This is a genomic window from Psychrobacter sp. 219-2-C, from assembly GCF_049560815.1.
Classification (GTDB): Bacteria; Pseudomonadota; Gammaproteobacteria; order Pseudomonadales; family Moraxellaceae; genus Psychrobacter; species Psychrobacter faecalis.
Window position 1 is genome coordinate 329,688 of the sequence record NZ_CP186933.1, and the last position, 15,838, is coordinate 345,525.

Genomic DNA, 15,838 nt, shown 5'->3' on the forward strand with positions numbered 1-15,838 from the left:
CGTTTGCGCGCTTTGATTGTGGTATAAATAATGATAGTGCATATAAGAATATGAAAAATTTAAGGGAGGTGACATCAGGATGATAACCAATGAGAAATCAACAAACACGCCATTACTATTATCATTAGTCATGACATCACTGCTGTTTAGTGCTTCTGCATGCTCCAATCCTGCCACCGTCAATACCAATAACGATTTGACCGAGTATAAAGAAGGGCAAGCCTCTGTCAATGAGTCTCTAGCCAATACTGAAAAACCTACTTTTACAACCAAGACGGTCGCTAGCTTCGATGAACCTTGGGCAATGACCGCATTACCTCGCATTCATAATCAGCCACTCAAACTGCTCATAACCCAAAAAGCAGGCGAGCTTTTGATTGTTGATACGGCAACAGGTGTCAAGACAAGCGTTAATGGTGTGCCAAAAGTGGCGTATGGCGGGCAGGGCGGACTTGGCGATATCATTCTTGCGCCGGATTTTGCTACTTCTAATAATATCTATATCAGCTATGTCGAGGCGGGCACAGGAAGCGACAGTAATAAATTTGGGGCAAAAGTTATCAAAGCCACATTAACGGGCTTAGATACTGACGCGCCACGCTTGCAAGCCATAACGCCCATCTGGGAGCAAACCCCGAAACTAAAAGGACAAGGGCATTATAGCCATCGCTTGCTTTTTTCACCTGACGGGCAGTATTTATATATCAGCTCAGGTGAGCGTCAAGAAAAAACACCAGCCCAAGATATGAGTGTGAATCTGGGAAAAATTATCAGATTACATGGCGATGGTTCAGTGCCAGCCGATAATCCATTTGCACAAAATGGTAGCGACATTGCCGCCCAATTTTGGACGATTGGTCATCGTAACGTACTTGGTATGGCATTCGATGATAAAGGTAGGTTGTGGGCGCATGAAATGGGGCCGCGCGGTGGTGACGAATTTAATCTGATAGAAAAAGGCAATAATTACGGCTGGCCCGTGGTCTCGAACGGACGCAATTATTCCGGGACGGATATCCCTGATCATGATACGCGTCCTGATTTTGCTGTACCAAAAATATCGTGGACGCCTGTAATATCACCGTCGTCGATTAGCATTTATCAGACTGGTAAATATAATGATTTCCCAGCGTGGCAAGGTAATGCCCTTATCAGCGGCTTGTCATCAAAAGCGCTTATCGTGGTTAAGTTTGCTGACAATAACGGCGCTGCCGAACGCTACCGCTATGATATGGGTGAACGAATTCGTAGTGTCTTAACTGTCGATGGGCAAGTGTGGTTATTAGAAGATGGCGATAAAGGTAGGCTGCTGCAATTACTACCTCGATAGCCATTTAAATAACTAATTAGACTGCGAGTCATATTACTAATAAAAGAGTCTAGTCGCCCTTATCTTGTAGTAAATTGATAATTAGGGCGCAGTTTGTTAAGGTAGCCTTTCTTAAATTTAAGGTTTTAGCCAATGAACGAAGTAAAAGTAAGTAAACTTGGACCCTTTCCAAAGGTAAATAAACCGGTGTTTATTACCTCAAGTGTCTTAATCGTCGGTTTTATTATCTTTGGTTCGTTATTTTCTGAAACGGCAGCAACACTTTTTAGCTTCTTACAGGCCTTTATCGCCGAAAAATTCCGCTGGTTGTTTATCATCTTATTCAATATGGCATTGGTATTCTGTATTTATCTGACTGCCAGTCGCTACGGTGATATACGTCTAGGCAAACAGACGGAGCGACCGCAATATAGCTTATTTTCATGGATTGCAATGTTGTTTTCGGCGGGCATCGGGATTGGACTGGTGTATTGGGGGACGGCTGAGCCTTTATATCATTTTATGGCACCGCCGCTTGGGGAAGCAGAAACCCTTGAGTCGGCAAAACAAGCGATGAATCTGTCATTTTTGCATTGGGGGCTGCATGCATGGGCGATTTATACTATCGTTGCGCTGTCGCTCGCGTATTTCCATTTTCGCCGTGGCCTGCCATTATCGATACGCTCAACCCTTTATCCTATTCTTGGACAAAGGATTTATGGTAAATGGGGGCATACGGTCGATGTCTTAGCCGTGTTTGGGACAATGTTTGGGGTGGTGACCTCTTTAGGTCTTGGCGTTATGCAAATTAACGCGGGCCTTGAGGGATTATTTGGTATTCCCTCTACTTTAACGATACAGTTTATTATCATTGCTTTTGTGACCTCATTAGCTTGTGGTTCACTGATGCTCGGTCTTGATAAAGGCATAAAACGTCTTAGTGATATTAATATGGGGCTGACCGGTATTTTATTGGCGTTTATGGTAATTTTAGGCCCGACGCTATTTATCTTTGACAGTTTTATAGAAAACGTAGGCAACTACTTGGCAAACATCGTCACGTTGTCGACGTGGAGCGAAGCCTATAGTAATACTGATTGGCAAAAAGCTTGGACGATATTTTATTGGGCATGGTGGGTCAGCTGGTCGCCATTTGTCGGTGTTTTTATTGCGCGTATCAGCCGTGGACGTACCATTCGTGAGTTTGTATTTGGCGTGCTGCTGATTCCGATGACGATTTTGTTTTTTTGGTTTACGACTTTTGGCGGTGTGGCGATACAGATGGAGATGCTCGCCGGCATGAATCCTGAGGTAGTTAGCCCAGGATTGGTCGCGGCAGTGCAAGCCGATTACGGTAGTGCCATCTTTAAGCTGGTTGAATATTATCCATTGACCAAACCGATTACCTTATTAATTGTGGTGATGATTGTCCTTTGGTTTGTGACCTCATCAGACTCAGCCAGTTTTGTCATCGATATGCTGACGGCGGGCGGTGATACCAATCCACCCAAAATCCAGCGTTTGTTTTGGGCGCTGATGCAAGGTTTGATTGCCGCCATATTATTGGCAGCGGGCGGTTTAGATGCCCTGCAAGCGGCGGCTATTGTGGCAGGTCTACCTTTTGCGTTGGTCATCTTTGTGATGATGTATGCGTTACTGCGCGGTATGAGCCGCGACCGACTTATCTTATATCGCAATCAGCAGCGTTATATTACCGATGAGTCAGCTGACCATAATTCGGCCAGTGAGTTTGTCGATGAGGACTTATTAAAAGGTCCGCCTAAAATTGTTAAAGGTGATTAATTAAGCTGCGTATAGTCGGTTTGAAATCAATAGATACGTGAGTTAGCACGTGCAACTGGTATAAATTTTCCTTGCTTGCCGCTATCACAGAGGCTACGCAAAATTCATCCCAGTCGCACTGATTGATTTAAAGAGAACCTACTATTAGCGGTTCTAAAAATATCGGCTTTAAAATCATTTTTATTAAACCAATAATGTAGTTAGCTGCCGTTGGTTTTACTTAAAAACACAATATAATAATTGTCATTTAAAATCCTAAGATGCATCGTTGTCTTAGGATTTTTTATGGACATTTAATCATTTATAGGTTTTAAACTGGTAATTTTCACAACGACAATTTTACAGCCACACTGTCACTATAAACATTCACCTTTGACATAGCTGACGGCTTCAGGAGTGCTACAAGCTGAGCAAGCATTGCCCGCCGTACGATAGCTTATCACTGAGCCGACTTGCGTTTTTACGCAGACCGGATCGTATTGCGCTGTACACATGGTTTTTGCAGGGTCAAAGGTTGGACACTGTGCTACAAGGCCTTTTGGGGGTTGACTGGTGTTAGAGGCGGGCGGCTGAATGGGCGTGCTATCAGGCATCGGGTTTGAGTTAGAACTAATATTGTTACAACCTGCTAAAGCTAGCATAAAGCTTATGGTGACTGTAAGTTTGAAAGTAGAGAGCGCGCGCATAATAAATATCCTTATATCGTTTTTATCATTTATTTTTGCATTAAACGCCAGTTTCAAACAAAAAGCAAATGTGCTATTCGTTTTTTAATTCGTCGCTGATATTTAATAAGCATATTATTAGAGTAACAAAAAACCCAAGCTACGAAGGCTTGGGCTTTTGATATTAATTCTTATACGTTTCTTGACTGAGCTTTTATAAACTTAGAGCTTTTATAAACTTACTGCGCAGGTTTATCCTCTTTATTAAGCTGCACATATTTATCAAAGTTTTGTGCGTAATCAGTCAAGTTGTCGCTTAACATTTGGCGATATTGTTTGGTATAAAACTCAACGATATCGTCTTTTTCTTTGGCAAAATCATCACCTTTTACAAAGCCAATCGAGGCAACTGACGCACTATAACGCGCTGCTGCATACAGCAAGGACGCGCCGACTTGACCTGAGTGCGCGTTAGGGCCCAGTTGACTATTGGCGACGCCAATGATTTCGTCAGCACGTTGATAGAACGCTTGCATTTCAGGAGTGATTTCAAGAGCGGTATCAATTTCGTCATTTTGGCTATTATTTAAAGCGTCGTTTAGCGCGTCATTTTGAGCATTGTCTGGCATATTGTCTTGAGACATAAGCGACTCCTAAGAATGGTAAGTAAATTTGAATATATCATAGCGGTCTTTAAAATTGATAAGTATAAAGACCGAATACATCTAAAAAATGGAAACAGTCTTATAAACCTGCATCGGCTTTTAAAGTTTCTGCTTTGTCCGTTTTTTCCCACGTAAAGGCAGTTTCAGAACCTTGACGACCGAAATGTCCAAAGGTTGAAGTTTGCTGATACATTGGCTGCAATAAATTGAGCATACGTGTAATACCATAAGGACGTAGGTCAAAATGTTTACGAATCAAGCTGATAATTTCATCGTTGCTGATTTTATTAGTGCCAAAAGTATTAATTGAAATCGAAGTCGGTTCAGCAACGCCAATCGCATAGCTGACTTGTACTTCACAGCGATCAGCAATACCGGCGGCGACAATATTTTTGGCCACGTATCGCACCGCGTATGCTGCACTGCGATCGACTTTTGAAGGATCTTTGCCACTAAAGGCACCGCCACCATGACGCGCCATACCGCCGTAAGTATCGACGATAATTTTACGACCAGTCAAACCAGCATCGCCGACAGGACCACCGATGACAAATTTGCCAGTTGGGTTGATATGATAGCGCGTACCAGCATGCAATAAGTCTGCTGGCAGTACTTGTTTGATAATCGATTCCATGACCGCTTCTTGCAAATCTGTTTGTGAGATGCTTGGATCATGCTGCGTTGATAACACCACGGCATCAATGGCAATCGGTTTATTACCGTCGTATTTGAGGGTCACTTGTGCTTTGGCATCGGGACGTAGCCAAGGCAATTCACCAGCGCGGCGCAGCTCAGATTGACGCTCCATCAAGCGATGCGCATATTCGATAGGCGCGGGCATCAATACTTCAGTCTCATTGCTGGCATAACCAAACATCAAGCCTTGGTCGCCTGCCCCTTGTTCTTCAGGGCTGCTACGATCAACCCCTTGGGCGATTTCTGGCGACTGCTTACCGAGCATATTAATAACGGCACAAGTCTCACCATCAAAACCCAAGTCTGAGTGATGATAGCCGATGCCATTTACCGTATCACGGACGATACGCTCAACGTCGATATTGGCAGTCGTGGTCACTTCGCCTGCTAAGATGACCGCGCCAGTTTTAACCAGTGTTTCGCAGGCAACGCGGGCATGAAGGTCTTCACGTAAGATGGCATCAAGAATAGCATCTGATATTTGGTCAGCCATTTTGTCAGGATGACCTTCGCTCACAGATTCTGAGGTAAATAAGTTGTATTCGCGCATAATGGGATCGCTTAATTGAATCAATAAAGATAGGAAAAAGCATAACGTCTGAGCGCTGCTTTAATTAATATTGACCAAACAAATCAATTGCTCGGCGTTAAATTTTTGATAAATGGGTGCTGCTAAATTCGTTTATAAAAAAGGTATTTACTAAATAGGTTTTAAAAATATGGTTCAACTTAGCCAGTTTCTATGTGTTAGCATAAATGATAATTAATACTAAGCATTTACCTGTAACGGGTTTATTGCCTGACGATATAAGAGATGATTAGTCTGGCGCATCAGGCTAAAAATAGGCTTATTCTAACTCGAAACGTGACAAAACTCTAGTGAGCTGCGCTTGTTATACGATAAGTAAACCTCAACAATGCGCCTATAGTCGTTAAGTAGCATGCTATCTGTAGGTTCGTTTTGTTATGAGCAATTTTCAGTGGATATGAAAAGCATAATATATACCCTAATGTTTAAAATGATTGTTTTAAACGGTGACTTCAATTTTTAACTCTAAACTATAACTCTAAAAACTTGGCTTTGTCTTTAAACATACATTCTTCATAAACAGGACACGCGCCGCATTTTGGCGTGCGAGCTTGACAAGTATAGCGCCCATGCAAAATCAGATAATGATGCGCATCTACGATAAAGTCATCGGGAATACGTTCGAGCAGTTTTTTCTCAACGATTAAGACGTTTTTACCCGTAGCAAGGCCAGTACGATTGCCGACGCGAAAGATATGGGTATCGACCGCCATCGTCGGCTGTCCAAAGGCGGTATTTAACACCACGTTTGCCGTCTTACGCCCGACACCTGCTAGAGACTCTAAATCTTTACGGTTATCAGGAACGGTGCTATCAAACTTCTCAATCAAGTCACGGCAGGTTTTGATAACGTTTTTGGCTTTGGCGTTATATAAACCGATATTCTTAATATACGCTTTTAGTCCTTCTTCGCCTAATGCCAAAATGGACTCGGGCGTATTGGCAACCGGATAAAGCTGGTTGGTGGCGATATTGACGCTGACATCGGTCGCCTGCGCCGATAATATGACGGCGATAAGCAGCTCAAAGTTGCTGTTATAATTGAGCTCAGTCACTGGCTCATCAATCGTCGCAGCCAACTTCTCAAAAAACGGGCGCACATCACGATTGGGCATGCGCCTCGATGGCGGCGTATCGGCAGTTTTATGTTTAACGGTTTTACTCATGGTATTGTTAGCACTGTTTTATTCATTGGTTATTCAAAATTAGAGATGGGATATTAAAGTTGGGCAAGCTCAGTTTGTAATGCTTCAAGCTCCGTCTGTTTGCTCTCATTAGGCCGTACGCTCAGCTGCTTTTCTAACTTCTTGATTTTACTGCGTAGTTTAGCTGCGGCAATGGTATTTTTTGCTTGTTCTTCGCTGATATTTAACGATTGACTGGCGGCATTATTTAGCTTGGCTTCTACCATGCTGACCACCGGCTTGCTATTGCTGCTATCCGCTAGCTGCTTACTCACGCGTCTTAAATGCGTATGATAACGTTGGCGCAAATCCTCTTGTTCAAGCGTGCGTTCAGCTGTCGATTGGGTACGCTCAACGGTGACTAAGTCTATGCAATCAACTGGGCAGGGCGCGATACATAGCTCACAGCCCGTGCATAAGTCCGTAAAAATAGTATGCATATGCTTACCAGTCCCGACGATGGCGTCAACAGGGCAGGCGGGGATACACTTGGTACAGCCAATACAATCATCTTCTCGAATCACCGCGCGCACTTCTACTGGACGCTGAGAGCTTACATCTATCGGCCATTTTGACGGCTCAGCGTTAAGTGGTTGTGTATCGCTACTATCTTGATTGATGATTTGCGCAATCGCATCGGTCACCGGCTGACCGCCGGGCACACATTTATTATAAGGCTCATTATCAATAACAATCGCCACCGCGTACGGCAAGCAGCCATCGGCATGGTCACAAAGCCCGCATTGGGTTTGCGGTAGGCAGGCATCAATACGCGCAATCTTTGCTTGGGTTGCGGTAGGCAAGCGCTCTAGGTCCAAGCTATCGAACAAGATAGGCAAATTGGCGAGACGGATAAGATTGCTGTTGTTACTGGTAGTGCTTTGCATTTAATGTAAAACCTTTATATTAGTACTAAGTGCTAATATGAGAAAACAGGGTAATAGCGTTATTTATCAAGAGCATTGATATTTAATAAAAGACATCTTGGTCTTATAAATTAAATATCGATTAGAGCGAGATGCCTTGTTCATGAGCAATTTGTGCAATCAGCGCATAGGCAATACTACCTTTAAACGGTATTTTTGGTAAATTTGTCAGGTCAAAAAAATCGGCGTGTGACAGCTCGTCTTCTTGTATGACGATATCTCCACCCGCATACGCCGCCCGAAAGCCGAGCATCAAATTGGACGGAAATGGCCAAGGTTGACTGCTGACATAGCGAATGTCTTTGAGACTAATATTTACCTCTTCTGCCACTTCGCGTACCACCGCATGCTCTAAACTTTCACCGACCTCTACAAAACCGGCAATCAAACCATATTGTAGCGCTTGTTGAGGGGTTTTTTGTTGCCCATAACGATGATGGTGCGCCAATAAAATTTGCATGGCACCCGTTTGCGGATTGGGTCGGGTAATGGCGGTAATGATACACGGCTGCACACGTGGATACTGACGTAAGCGGCAAACAGGACAGACCATCGCGCGCTCACCGTGGTTGGCATGGACAACAGGAGCTGCGCAGCGACTACAAAACCGTGTGTCTGCTTGCCAGCGTAACAACTGTATGGCTTGGCTAAGTTGGTCAGATAAGGCAAATGGCAGCTGTGTAATAAGCAGGCGATACGCAATAAAAGCACACTCGTCATTACCTAAAGTATTTTTTTCTTTATTATTGCTTGTTAAATCGCGACTTTCTAACTCAGCATTTTCTAAAATTTTAGGCAACGTAACATGGTTTGCTATCGCATAATCATAAGTCATTGCTAAGGTAGCTTTTGACGTAAAAGCATTAGTAGTAAATGTATTAGCAGTTTCGCTTTCAAAAGCAGTCAAGCTGTTTTTGTTTTGACGGCTATCATCATTAGGTAGCCAATGGGTCGGCGCTAAGCTTTCAAGTAGCGTCACTCGTCCAACTTGATAGGCGGGCTGAGTCTCATGACTTAATCCTGTATCATTATTCAACTGTGGTAACTCAACCTGCACAGGCCACCAGCCATGAAGCGTTTGACGGCATAAAATCGTCTCGTCACGAAGTATAAAGGCAAGGCTCATAGGTTCAGTTTCCAAACAATCAAACACAGACTCGTACCCAAACGGATACGAGTCTATTTCACATAAACAGTTAACTAATATTTAAATAAGTAAGCTATATAACCTACTTATTTAGTACGCTAAAATTATGCCGCAAGCAGTTGGCTTAAGCTTTGTTGCCCAACATCTAACGCTTGCTTACTGACTGGGCGATTGTTTTCAAAGCCATCTAAATGATGGTCAACGGCCATAATGACATCAGCAATATAAGCCAAAGTACCATCATCTAGACGTGCACCACTATTAATACGCTGCTGTAAATAACTTGCCAATTGGCTAAGCATACTGGCGGGCGTTGGCAGCTGTAAAAAGCGCACTGCACCTGACACTTGGCGCAGCATTTCAGGAATATTTTGAATATTTAATACATCGCGCTCAGGCTCAGCCAAATAATCGGTGATGGCTTGTTCGGCGCTGGCAATCGCCGTACGGCTTTCTTGTATCAGGGTATCATAGGCAGTATTCAGCTGATGCAATGATATATGCGGATTATTCAAAGGTAAATAGATTGCCCCAGGGGTATGCATCTCTGCCATGGCGATAGTGGCATTTTCTGCGTGCATCAAAGCGAGTAATAAATGGTCAAAATCTTCTGGCGTAGGCGCGCGCCATTTTTTCACCGCTTCTGCGGCAGCATTGAGACTGTTTGCAGCATTTGCCAGACCCAATAACTGAAAAGCTGAACGCAGCTCAGTCAGTTGCTCGGTGATTTGCGAGGTTTGCATATCAACAGGGTTGATAGAATCACCGCGTGCGTAGCTATCGACATTTTCTTTGATGGTGTTGATTTGCGCTTGAATAATGATGTTTAAGGTATCGGTTAAAGCACGATTGGGTCCAAATAGGAACTGCGCCATTTGTTTGCGCTGTGAGTCTTCCAATTGATTGGCAGCATATAGCTCACGCAGCGTTTGAGCTTCTTTGGTATCGCGCTGGCAAGCAAAGCTGACCAAGTGCGCAAAGCGCGTGTCCATAACCGGCAGATAGCTTTGAAACTGCTGCTCTAAATAGATAAGCGTGTGTTTTTGGCTTAAGCTTAGCGGTAAGATGCTGGCAATATCTGTAACGGCAGCGGTGGCTGCTTGCCAAAACAGACTGTTGGTATTTGCTGCTATCAAAGCGCACGCTGCCGACATCGCATCGAGTTTTTGCTGCTCATCCTCACTTACCTTACCGTCTTGATTTAATAAGGCAACGCCAAGTCCACTACGATAAGCATAAGTTAATAATTCGCTATCAAGATTGAGCTCGTTAAGCGGTTGAAAGTTGTTTTCTGGGTTGGCAATAATGACGCTGCTATGACCAAAGGCGGCAAAATAATCGGCATCGATTGGTGCTGTTTGCCCATGAGCGTTGAGTCTATTGATGATAGGCAGGAGTAAAGTCGGCTCTACCGATTCGGTCAGCAAAATAAACTCAATATAACGATCAAGCGTCATAATGGCTTCTGATAAATCCATAATCAAAGCGCTATCATTATTATCACGGCTGTCATAAAGTTTTTGCAAGCCATTGACGATGGCGTTATTGAGCACTTCTGCCCCGACCGAAGATATCAGCTGAAAAATACAAGACAGCTGTTTTAGGACAATAATAGAGTCTAACAATAAAGGCGCTTGGCTATCATCATCATTAAATTCGCCCAAATGAATTTCAGTATCTTTTAAAATGACCTTAATTTCATCGTGCAATAAATGCAGCGATGGTAGGTTAAAATCAGTCACACTCAAGGTCGGGGCGGTTAATTTCATTTGTGTAGAAGGATTCATAGTTGTTTTTTCCCATGACGTACTGATGAAAATAGCAAAGGTTTAGATGAGCATTTGAAAATGTCTATAAATAAGGTTTTAACGCTTATCGGCATAACAATCAAGATTTACTTACTTAACGGTCAGTATAAGGCGTTATGTTCATATAAAAAACCGTTTTAATGACTTATGCTTCACGGGTTACATTTTATCTTTAAGCGCAGGATAATCGTCCGCAAGCGACGCATACCAGCCTTGATTGGCGCTCTCATTACTGCTTGACTCGAGCAATAAAGCCGCCAAACCGGCAAAGTTTGCATGGGCAGTATGTCCGCCATCGGCTTGGGTATCTTCCTCAATCGCCAGCGTGACTTGCCCACCGGTCATCGCCAGATAAACTTCCGCCAAAATCTCCGAGTCAAGTAATGCGCCGTGGAAAGTACGGTCTTGTTTACCGACATCTAAGCGACGAACCAGAGCATCTAGGGTATTTTTTTGCCCCGGATATTGCTGTTTTGCCATCATCAAAGAGTCGGTCACTCGTACGCGCTCGGCAAAGTCGTGCATGCCAACTTTGGCAAACTCCATATTTAAGAAGTTCATATCAAAGGTAGCGTTATGAGCGATGATTTCGGCACCGTCCATAAAGTCATAAAGCGCTTGAGCCACTTGATCAAAGGTCGGTTTATCGGTTAAAAACGCTTCAGAGATTCCGTGAATACGAATCACCTCCTCATCCATTCCGCGCTGCGGATTGATGTAGACGTGCAGTTTCTCGCCGGTAAATTTACGCCCGACTAACTCTACGATACCGACCTCAATAATGCGGTCGCCCTTCATGGGATCAAGACCGGTGGTCTCCGTATCCATAATGAGCTGGCGGTCAGATTCATGGCGGTGGATAGGTTTGGGTAGCAGGGGTATAAAATGCGGATTGGCTCGGCTAGTGTCACCATCGAATGTCGGTGTGTCCGTGTCTATGCGAGCTTCCGTTTTAGTTTCTACTTCAGTATCCATATTGGTATTTATATCTGGCATATCGGTGTGTCTCATGGGTTCGCTAGCATTGTACGGATTGTGATTCTCTTCCACTAACATATCTGTGTTTGCCATTGTATTTGTTATTGTATTTACCATATCGTCAGTAAGATTTTGACCATCTAATAGCGACTCATCAAGCTCATCATCCATCATATCAAAGCCTAATGGGTCAAATTTTAACCAATCATCGCTTGGATTTTGTTTTTTATCAGCCATTAGAAGATCTTTTTTTTAGCCGCATCTTGCAAGCTAGCCGTTTTCAAATCTTCACTGCTAGACGTCACGCCCAAATTTGCTAGCTCATCCGCTTTTTCATTGCCCGCGTGTCCCGCGTGACCTTTCACCCAGTGCCAAGCAACATCGCGCTGCTGGCAAAGCGCGTCTAATTGCTGCCAAAGGTCTTGATTGGCCACCGGTTTTTTGCTGGCCGTTTTCCAGCCGCGTTTTTTCCAGCCTTCAATCCATTCGGTGATGCCTTTTTTAACATAGCTTGAGTCTGTCCAAATCTCAAGGGTTTGCGCACGCGGACTATGGGTCAATGCTTGTATCGCACCCATCAGCTCCATGCGATTATTAGTAGTTACTTTTTCACCGCCATACAAATCCTGCGTCTGCCCATCGCTAAAAATTAGGTGCGCCCCCCAACCACCAGCACCCGGATTGCCTTTACAAGCGCCGTCGGTATAAGCAACCGTCATATTTGCTTTGGCAGCAAGCGGATTGCTCGTATTAAATGAACGCGCTGAAGTAGAGTTTTCTGACATAAAAAAGTATGAGCCTAATAAGTAATAAACATCGAGCAAAGAGGGTTTCTAGCGTTATTTTTGCACAGGCTAGCACCATCTATTTTAGGGTTGAGTATAGCAAATCTTGCTTGTTTATGGTCGCTTATCTATCAGTGACTGCTAGGAATAAAAACCATAAAAGGGCAAAAGCACATATCATAGCGGTAACGCTGCCGTTTTCTGTTAAAATAGCTTTGATTGTGCGGACATGCCTTAGCACAATAAGCACAATATAAGCTTTTATGTACCAATGCAGGATAAATCGATGATGTCCGTAAGCTCGAGTGTTTTGAATAAAAAATTAACGCCTTTAATGGTTGCTCTGGTCGCAAGTAGCGCGCTGTTTTTGAGTGCCTGTAATGACAGTAATACGCCGGCTGATGCCAAAAAAGCTGAGGCGCCAGCGGATTTATCCATATTTGCAGGCTGCTATACGGTCAGCCATGATGAGCCAGCGCAAATAAAAGTCAGCCAACAGGGCGGCGGTTGGGTCATGCAAATGAAAGAGCCTGCTAGCGCTAAGCGCGTTTGGGATGACGCTGAACCGTTAGAAGTGCTTGCAAAAAGTGATATCCCGACGTATTTTTCTATCGACCCTGATAATGTCGATGCGGTGATTGGTCGTCCAGACAGAGTGCTGGTGTTGGCGCATGTGAAGCCTGTTTATGCCAATATCGATCCGCTACTAGATAGTGAGTACTTGTCTTACATTTATCGCGGTGCCAATACCATTTATCGCGTCGAATGTGATGACGTTAATACCGATATTTTAGCCAATCCTCACGCCAATATCGTTATTGATAACGTCAATGACAGTATGTAATTGGCCTTTATAAAGCAGTATTTATGATAAACAACCCTCTAATCAGAGTCGGGCAATATGAATTTTTTTAGTTATGTGGTGTTAGGCGGATTTTGTTACGCGGCCGGTTGGGCAGTAAGAACCTATATCCTCGATAAACAGCCAAAACCTGAGCAGCCTTATCATCTCAAACATCCAACTATCTTAGGATATCTCGGTGCATTTTTCATAATTATGCTGATTGTGTCGTGGCTCATCGGCCGCTATTTACTCGGCCATGTGGCCATTGATTTGCCATTTATTATCATTAATAGCCTTATAGGCACCTTTGTCTACTCGTTTGGTCTAAATCCAGAAAAGCCAAGCTATGATGTGCCTGATTAATAAAAAATTAAAAGGCTGAGTGCTTAAATACATTTAAAATTTTCTATTTTAGGTCTATAAAAAACACGGTCAGTGCAGGCGTCATTGACCGTGTTTTTTATGGGATTGCTTACCAGATTATTTATCTGTTTTCTTTAAGCGTTTACTTTTATCCTCTAACTTTTTATCGCTATGCTTTGAAGTTGCGTCTTTCGACGCTGTTTGCTCATTTTTCCAGCTTTTGTATTTTGCCAAATCCTTTTCTACAAGTTTTAGACAAAATCTGAGTACCAAGACGTCATCGATATGACCGATAAAGGGGATAAAGTCAGGAATGATATCGATAGGGTTGATCACGTAAAGCAGTCCAACCACGGCTGCTGAAATGGTTTTATAAGGGATATTGCGATAGTTGCCTTTATAGTAGTCTTTGACTAAGCTCATCAGCAGGAGCAAATCCTTAGCATAACTCTCAAGACCTTTTTCTTTTTCGAGTTGATCCTTCAGCTTATCTTCTTTACCTAAGATGATTTTAATACTATCGATCAGACTTTTATTGTCTTTCTCTTTTGCACTTTCTTGCTCAGCCATCTTTATAATCCTTTTATATCTATCATTATTGTTTGTTGTTCAGCGCTTTTTACTATAGCAAGAGTCGGGTCTGTAGCCAAATAAGACGGTAAGTAACTCTGTATCGTTTTGTTGTCTATTAAAATGCCAAATGCTCCTGACTTAAGCGTTCTATACTGCTCGAGTACTAAATAGTATCCCAACCTGCGTTATAATACGCGCTTTGTTTCAATAATGGTTGCTAGGGTAAGCAGCAATTAAACGGTAAAAAAGGTAGCATTATGACTAAGATATCATCCAAGTTAAATCGTCGCCAGTTTTTACGTCACGTTGGTATTGGTGCCGGAGCAGGGCTTCTAGCGACGCAAAATATCACTCGGGCGTTGGCTACAAATGCTATTGAGCAAGATAGCGGTACGCAGCTTACCAAGGATGATTTACCAACAGCGTTTTCAGATGAGCATTTGTCTTTTAAAGGTGAGGCACAACCAGCGCCAGCAAGATGTATCGTCCCAACGATTGAAACGCGGCTTTTTGCTAGCTCTAATGTCGGTGGTAGTGACGAACGTAATGAGTTGGCGTTAGAGCGTTTAGCCTGCGCGGGTTTTAAAGTGGATAATCCGGCAATTACCAAACGGCAGTATTTGCGCTTTGCGGGTACGGATTCGCAGCGTGCCAGTGACTTGCAAAACATCGCTACGGGTGCGATAAAAGCACCTAAACTGCTACTTGGGGTACGTGGTGGCTACGGTGCAGTGCGAGTATTACCAATGGTGGATTGGTCAACGCTTGGGCGTATTATGAAGGAGCGCGGTACGATACTGGCGGGCTTTAGCGATGTGACGGCGATCCAGTGTGCGCTACTGGCAAAAGGCAGTATGAGCTCGCTTGCGGCGCCAATGCTTTATAGCGAGTTTGGCAAAACCAAACCGGATCAAGTCAGCTGTCGCCAATTCGTAGAAGCATTAACCAATTCTAATTTGACGATTAATATAGCAGATGCGTCTTTAACCAGTGTAAATTTACCCAGTATTTTGACAAACACTGAACCTAAAACGCTAACCGGCACCATTTGGGGCGGCAATCTCAGCGTAGTATCGGCACTGGCAGGGAGTGAGTACTTACCACGGATCAAAGATGGTATCGTATTTTTAGAAGACGTCGGCGAGCAAGCTTACCGCATCGAGCGCATGCTATATGATTTGTATTTGGCAAGGGTGTTTAAAGGTCAGCAAGCGATTGTATTTGGTGCGTTATCGGGTAGTGGTGAGGACAGTTATGATAAGCGTTATGATGTCGCCACCGTGATTCGTCAATTGCATCAGCTGACAGGATTGCCGATTTATAGCGGTATGCGCTTTGGTCATATTGGACAAAAATACAGCTTTCCGCTGGGTGCCACATGTCAGCTTCGCCCAAATAACGCTGGCGGTTATCAATTGATGTTTAGCGACTATCCAACGATTAAAGCAGATGCCATTCTTGTCGAAGGCTTGTGGCAATAAAAATTAGGTCTATAGTCGAATC

13 protein-coding genes and 1 pseudogene are annotated in these 15,838 nt (G+C 43.6%); 5 read left to right on the plus strand and 9 right to left on the minus strand.

Annotated features, from left to right (window positions below; genetic code table 11):
• Positions 1-79: 79 nt before the first annotated feature.
• Entirely contained in the window at positions 80-1,330 is a 1,251-nt protein-coding gene (locus ACPEGP_RS01390) for a PQQ-dependent sugar dehydrogenase (RefSeq protein ID WP_423813702.1), read from the plus strand.
• A 132-nt stretch (positions 1,331-1,462) separates the two neighbouring features.
• Entirely contained in the window at positions 1,463-3,112 is a 1,650-nt protein-coding gene (locus ACPEGP_RS01395; RefSeq protein ID WP_423813703.1) for a BCCT family transporter, read from the plus strand.
• A 356-nt stretch (positions 3,113-3,468) separates the two neighbouring features.
• On the opposite strand, the gene ACPEGP_RS01400 is transcribed toward ACPEGP_RS01395, so the two are convergent.
• The 8 genes and pseudogenes from ACPEGP_RS01400 to dnaQ all read right to left on the minus strand — a co-directional run bounded on the left by ACPEGP_RS01400 (position 3,469) and on the right by dnaQ (position 12,555).
• Entirely contained in the window at positions 3,469-3,798 is a 330-nt protein-coding gene (locus tag ACPEGP_RS01400; protein ID WP_144297078.1) for a hypothetical protein, read from the minus strand.
• 218 nt (positions 3,799-4,016) lie between these two features.
• The gene (locus tag ACPEGP_RS01405; protein WP_102077162.1) at positions 4,017-4,313 is read right to left on the minus strand and encodes a DUF3144 domain-containing protein; all 297 of its coding nucleotides are present in this window, start codon (positions 4,311-4,313) and stop codon (positions 4,017-4,019) included.
• A gap of 208 nt (positions 4,314-4,521) precedes the next feature.
• The gene (gene metK / locus ACPEGP_RS01410; RefSeq protein WP_191691369.1) at positions 4,522-5,688 is read right to left on the minus strand and encodes a methionine adenosyltransferase; all 1,167 of its coding nucleotides are present in this window, start codon (positions 5,686-5,688) and stop codon (positions 4,522-4,524) included.
• Positions 5,689-6,197: 509 nt separating this feature from the next.
• Entirely contained in the window at positions 6,198-6,893 is a 696-nt protein-coding gene (gene nth / locus ACPEGP_RS01415) for an endonuclease III (RefSeq protein ID WP_102077140.1), read from the minus strand.
• A 53-nt stretch (positions 6,894-6,946) separates the two neighbouring features.
• Positions 6,947-7,798: an RnfABCDGE type electron transport complex subunit B gene (locus ACPEGP_RS01420; RefSeq protein WP_144297075.1), complete on the minus strand. Its 852-nt coding sequence runs from the start codon at positions 7,796-7,798 to the stop codon at positions 6,947-6,949.
• Positions 7,799-7,919: 121 nt separating this feature from the next.
• Positions 7,920-8,963, minus strand: coding sequence for an NAD(+) diphosphatase (gene nudC / locus ACPEGP_RS01425; protein ID WP_423813704.1), 1,044 nt, complete (start codon positions 8,961-8,963; stop codon positions 7,920-7,922).
• Between the two features lie 125 nt (positions 8,964-9,088).
• Entirely contained in the window at positions 9,089-10,771 is a 1,683-nt protein-coding gene (locus ACPEGP_RS01430; protein WP_423813705.1) for a hypothetical protein, read from the minus strand.
• A gap of 180 nt (positions 10,772-10,951) precedes the next feature.
• Positions 10,952-12,555 (minus strand): annotated as a pseudogene (gene dnaQ / locus ACPEGP_RS01435) (DNA polymerase III subunit epsilon).
• A gap of 286 nt (positions 12,556-12,841) precedes the next feature.
• Here dnaQ and ACPEGP_RS01440 point away from each other — a divergent pair.
• Together ACPEGP_RS01440 and ACPEGP_RS01445 are read left to right on the plus strand one after the other, a co-directional pair.
• The gene (locus ACPEGP_RS01440) at positions 12,842-13,399 is read left to right on the plus strand and encodes a hypothetical protein (RefSeq protein WP_200662793.1); all 558 of its coding nucleotides are present in this window, start codon (positions 12,842-12,844) and stop codon (positions 13,397-13,399) included.
• Positions 13,400-13,456: 57 nt separating this feature from the next.
• Positions 13,457-13,762 (plus strand): hypothetical protein, encoded by a 306-nt coding sequence (locus ACPEGP_RS01445; protein ID WP_144297070.1) that lies wholly within the window; start codon positions 13,457-13,459, stop codon positions 13,760-13,762.
• 117 nt (positions 13,763-13,879) lie between these two features.
• On the opposite strand, the gene ACPEGP_RS01450 is transcribed toward ACPEGP_RS01445, so the two are convergent.
• The gene (locus tag ACPEGP_RS01450; protein WP_423813706.1) at positions 13,880-14,332 is read right to left on the minus strand and encodes a YkvA family protein; all 453 of its coding nucleotides are present in this window, start codon (positions 14,330-14,332) and stop codon (positions 13,880-13,882) included.
• 260 nt (positions 14,333-14,592) lie between these two features.
• Between ACPEGP_RS01450 and ACPEGP_RS01455 the strand changes: the two genes are divergently transcribed.
• Complete coding sequence (locus ACPEGP_RS01455) at positions 14,593-15,816, plus strand: LD-carboxypeptidase (RefSeq protein WP_423813707.1); 1,224 nt, start codon at positions 14,593-14,595, stop codon at positions 15,814-15,816.
• The last annotated feature ends 22 nt before the right edge of the window (positions 15,817-15,838 follow it).

Coding starts and splice junctions, on each gene's coding strand:
- ACPEGP_RS01405 (WP_102077162.1), bottom strand. CDS start 4,313: ATGCAAGCGTTCTATCAACGTGCTGACGAAATCATTGGCGTCGCCAAT.
- metK (WP_191691369.1), bottom strand. CDS start 5,688: ATGCGCGAATACAACTTATTTACCTCAGAATCTGTGAGCGAAGGTCAT.
- ACPEGP_RS01445 (WP_144297070.1), top strand. CDS start 13,457: ATGAATTTTTTTAGTTATGTGGTGTTAGGCGGATTTTGTTACGCGGCC.
- nudC (WP_423813704.1), bottom strand. CDS start 8,963: ATGAGCCTTGCCTTTATACTTCGTGACGAGACGATTTTATGCCGTCAA.
- ACPEGP_RS01430 (WP_423813705.1), bottom strand. CDS start 10,771: ATGAATCCTTCTACACAAATGAAATTAACCGCCCCGACCTTGAGTGTG.
- ACPEGP_RS01395 (WP_423813703.1), top strand. CDS start 1,463: ATGAACGAAGTAAAAGTAAGTAAACTTGGACCCTTTCCAAAGGTAAAT.
- ACPEGP_RS01455 (WP_423813707.1), top strand. CDS start 14,593: ATGACTAAGATATCATCCAAGTTAAATCGTCGCCAGTTTTTACGTCAC.
- ACPEGP_RS01400 (WP_144297078.1), bottom strand. CDS start 3,798: ATGCGCGCGCTCTCTACTTTCAAACTTACAGTCACCATAAGCTTTATG.
- ACPEGP_RS01390 (WP_423813702.1), top strand. CDS start 80: ATGATAACCAATGAGAAATCAACAAACACGCCATTACTATTATCATTA.
- ACPEGP_RS01440 (WP_200662793.1), top strand. CDS start 12,842: ATGATGTCCGTAAGCTCGAGTGTTTTGAATAAAAAATTAACGCCTTTA.
- ACPEGP_RS01420 (WP_144297075.1), bottom strand. CDS start 7,798: ATGCAAAGCACTACCAGTAACAACAGCAATCTTATCCGTCTCGCCAAT.
- ACPEGP_RS01450 (WP_423813706.1), bottom strand. CDS start 14,332: ATGGCTGAGCAAGAAAGTGCAAAAGAGAAAGACAATAAAAGTCTGATC.
- nth (WP_102077140.1), bottom strand. CDS start 6,893: ATGAGTAAAACCGTTAAACATAAAACTGCCGATACGCCGCCATCGAGG.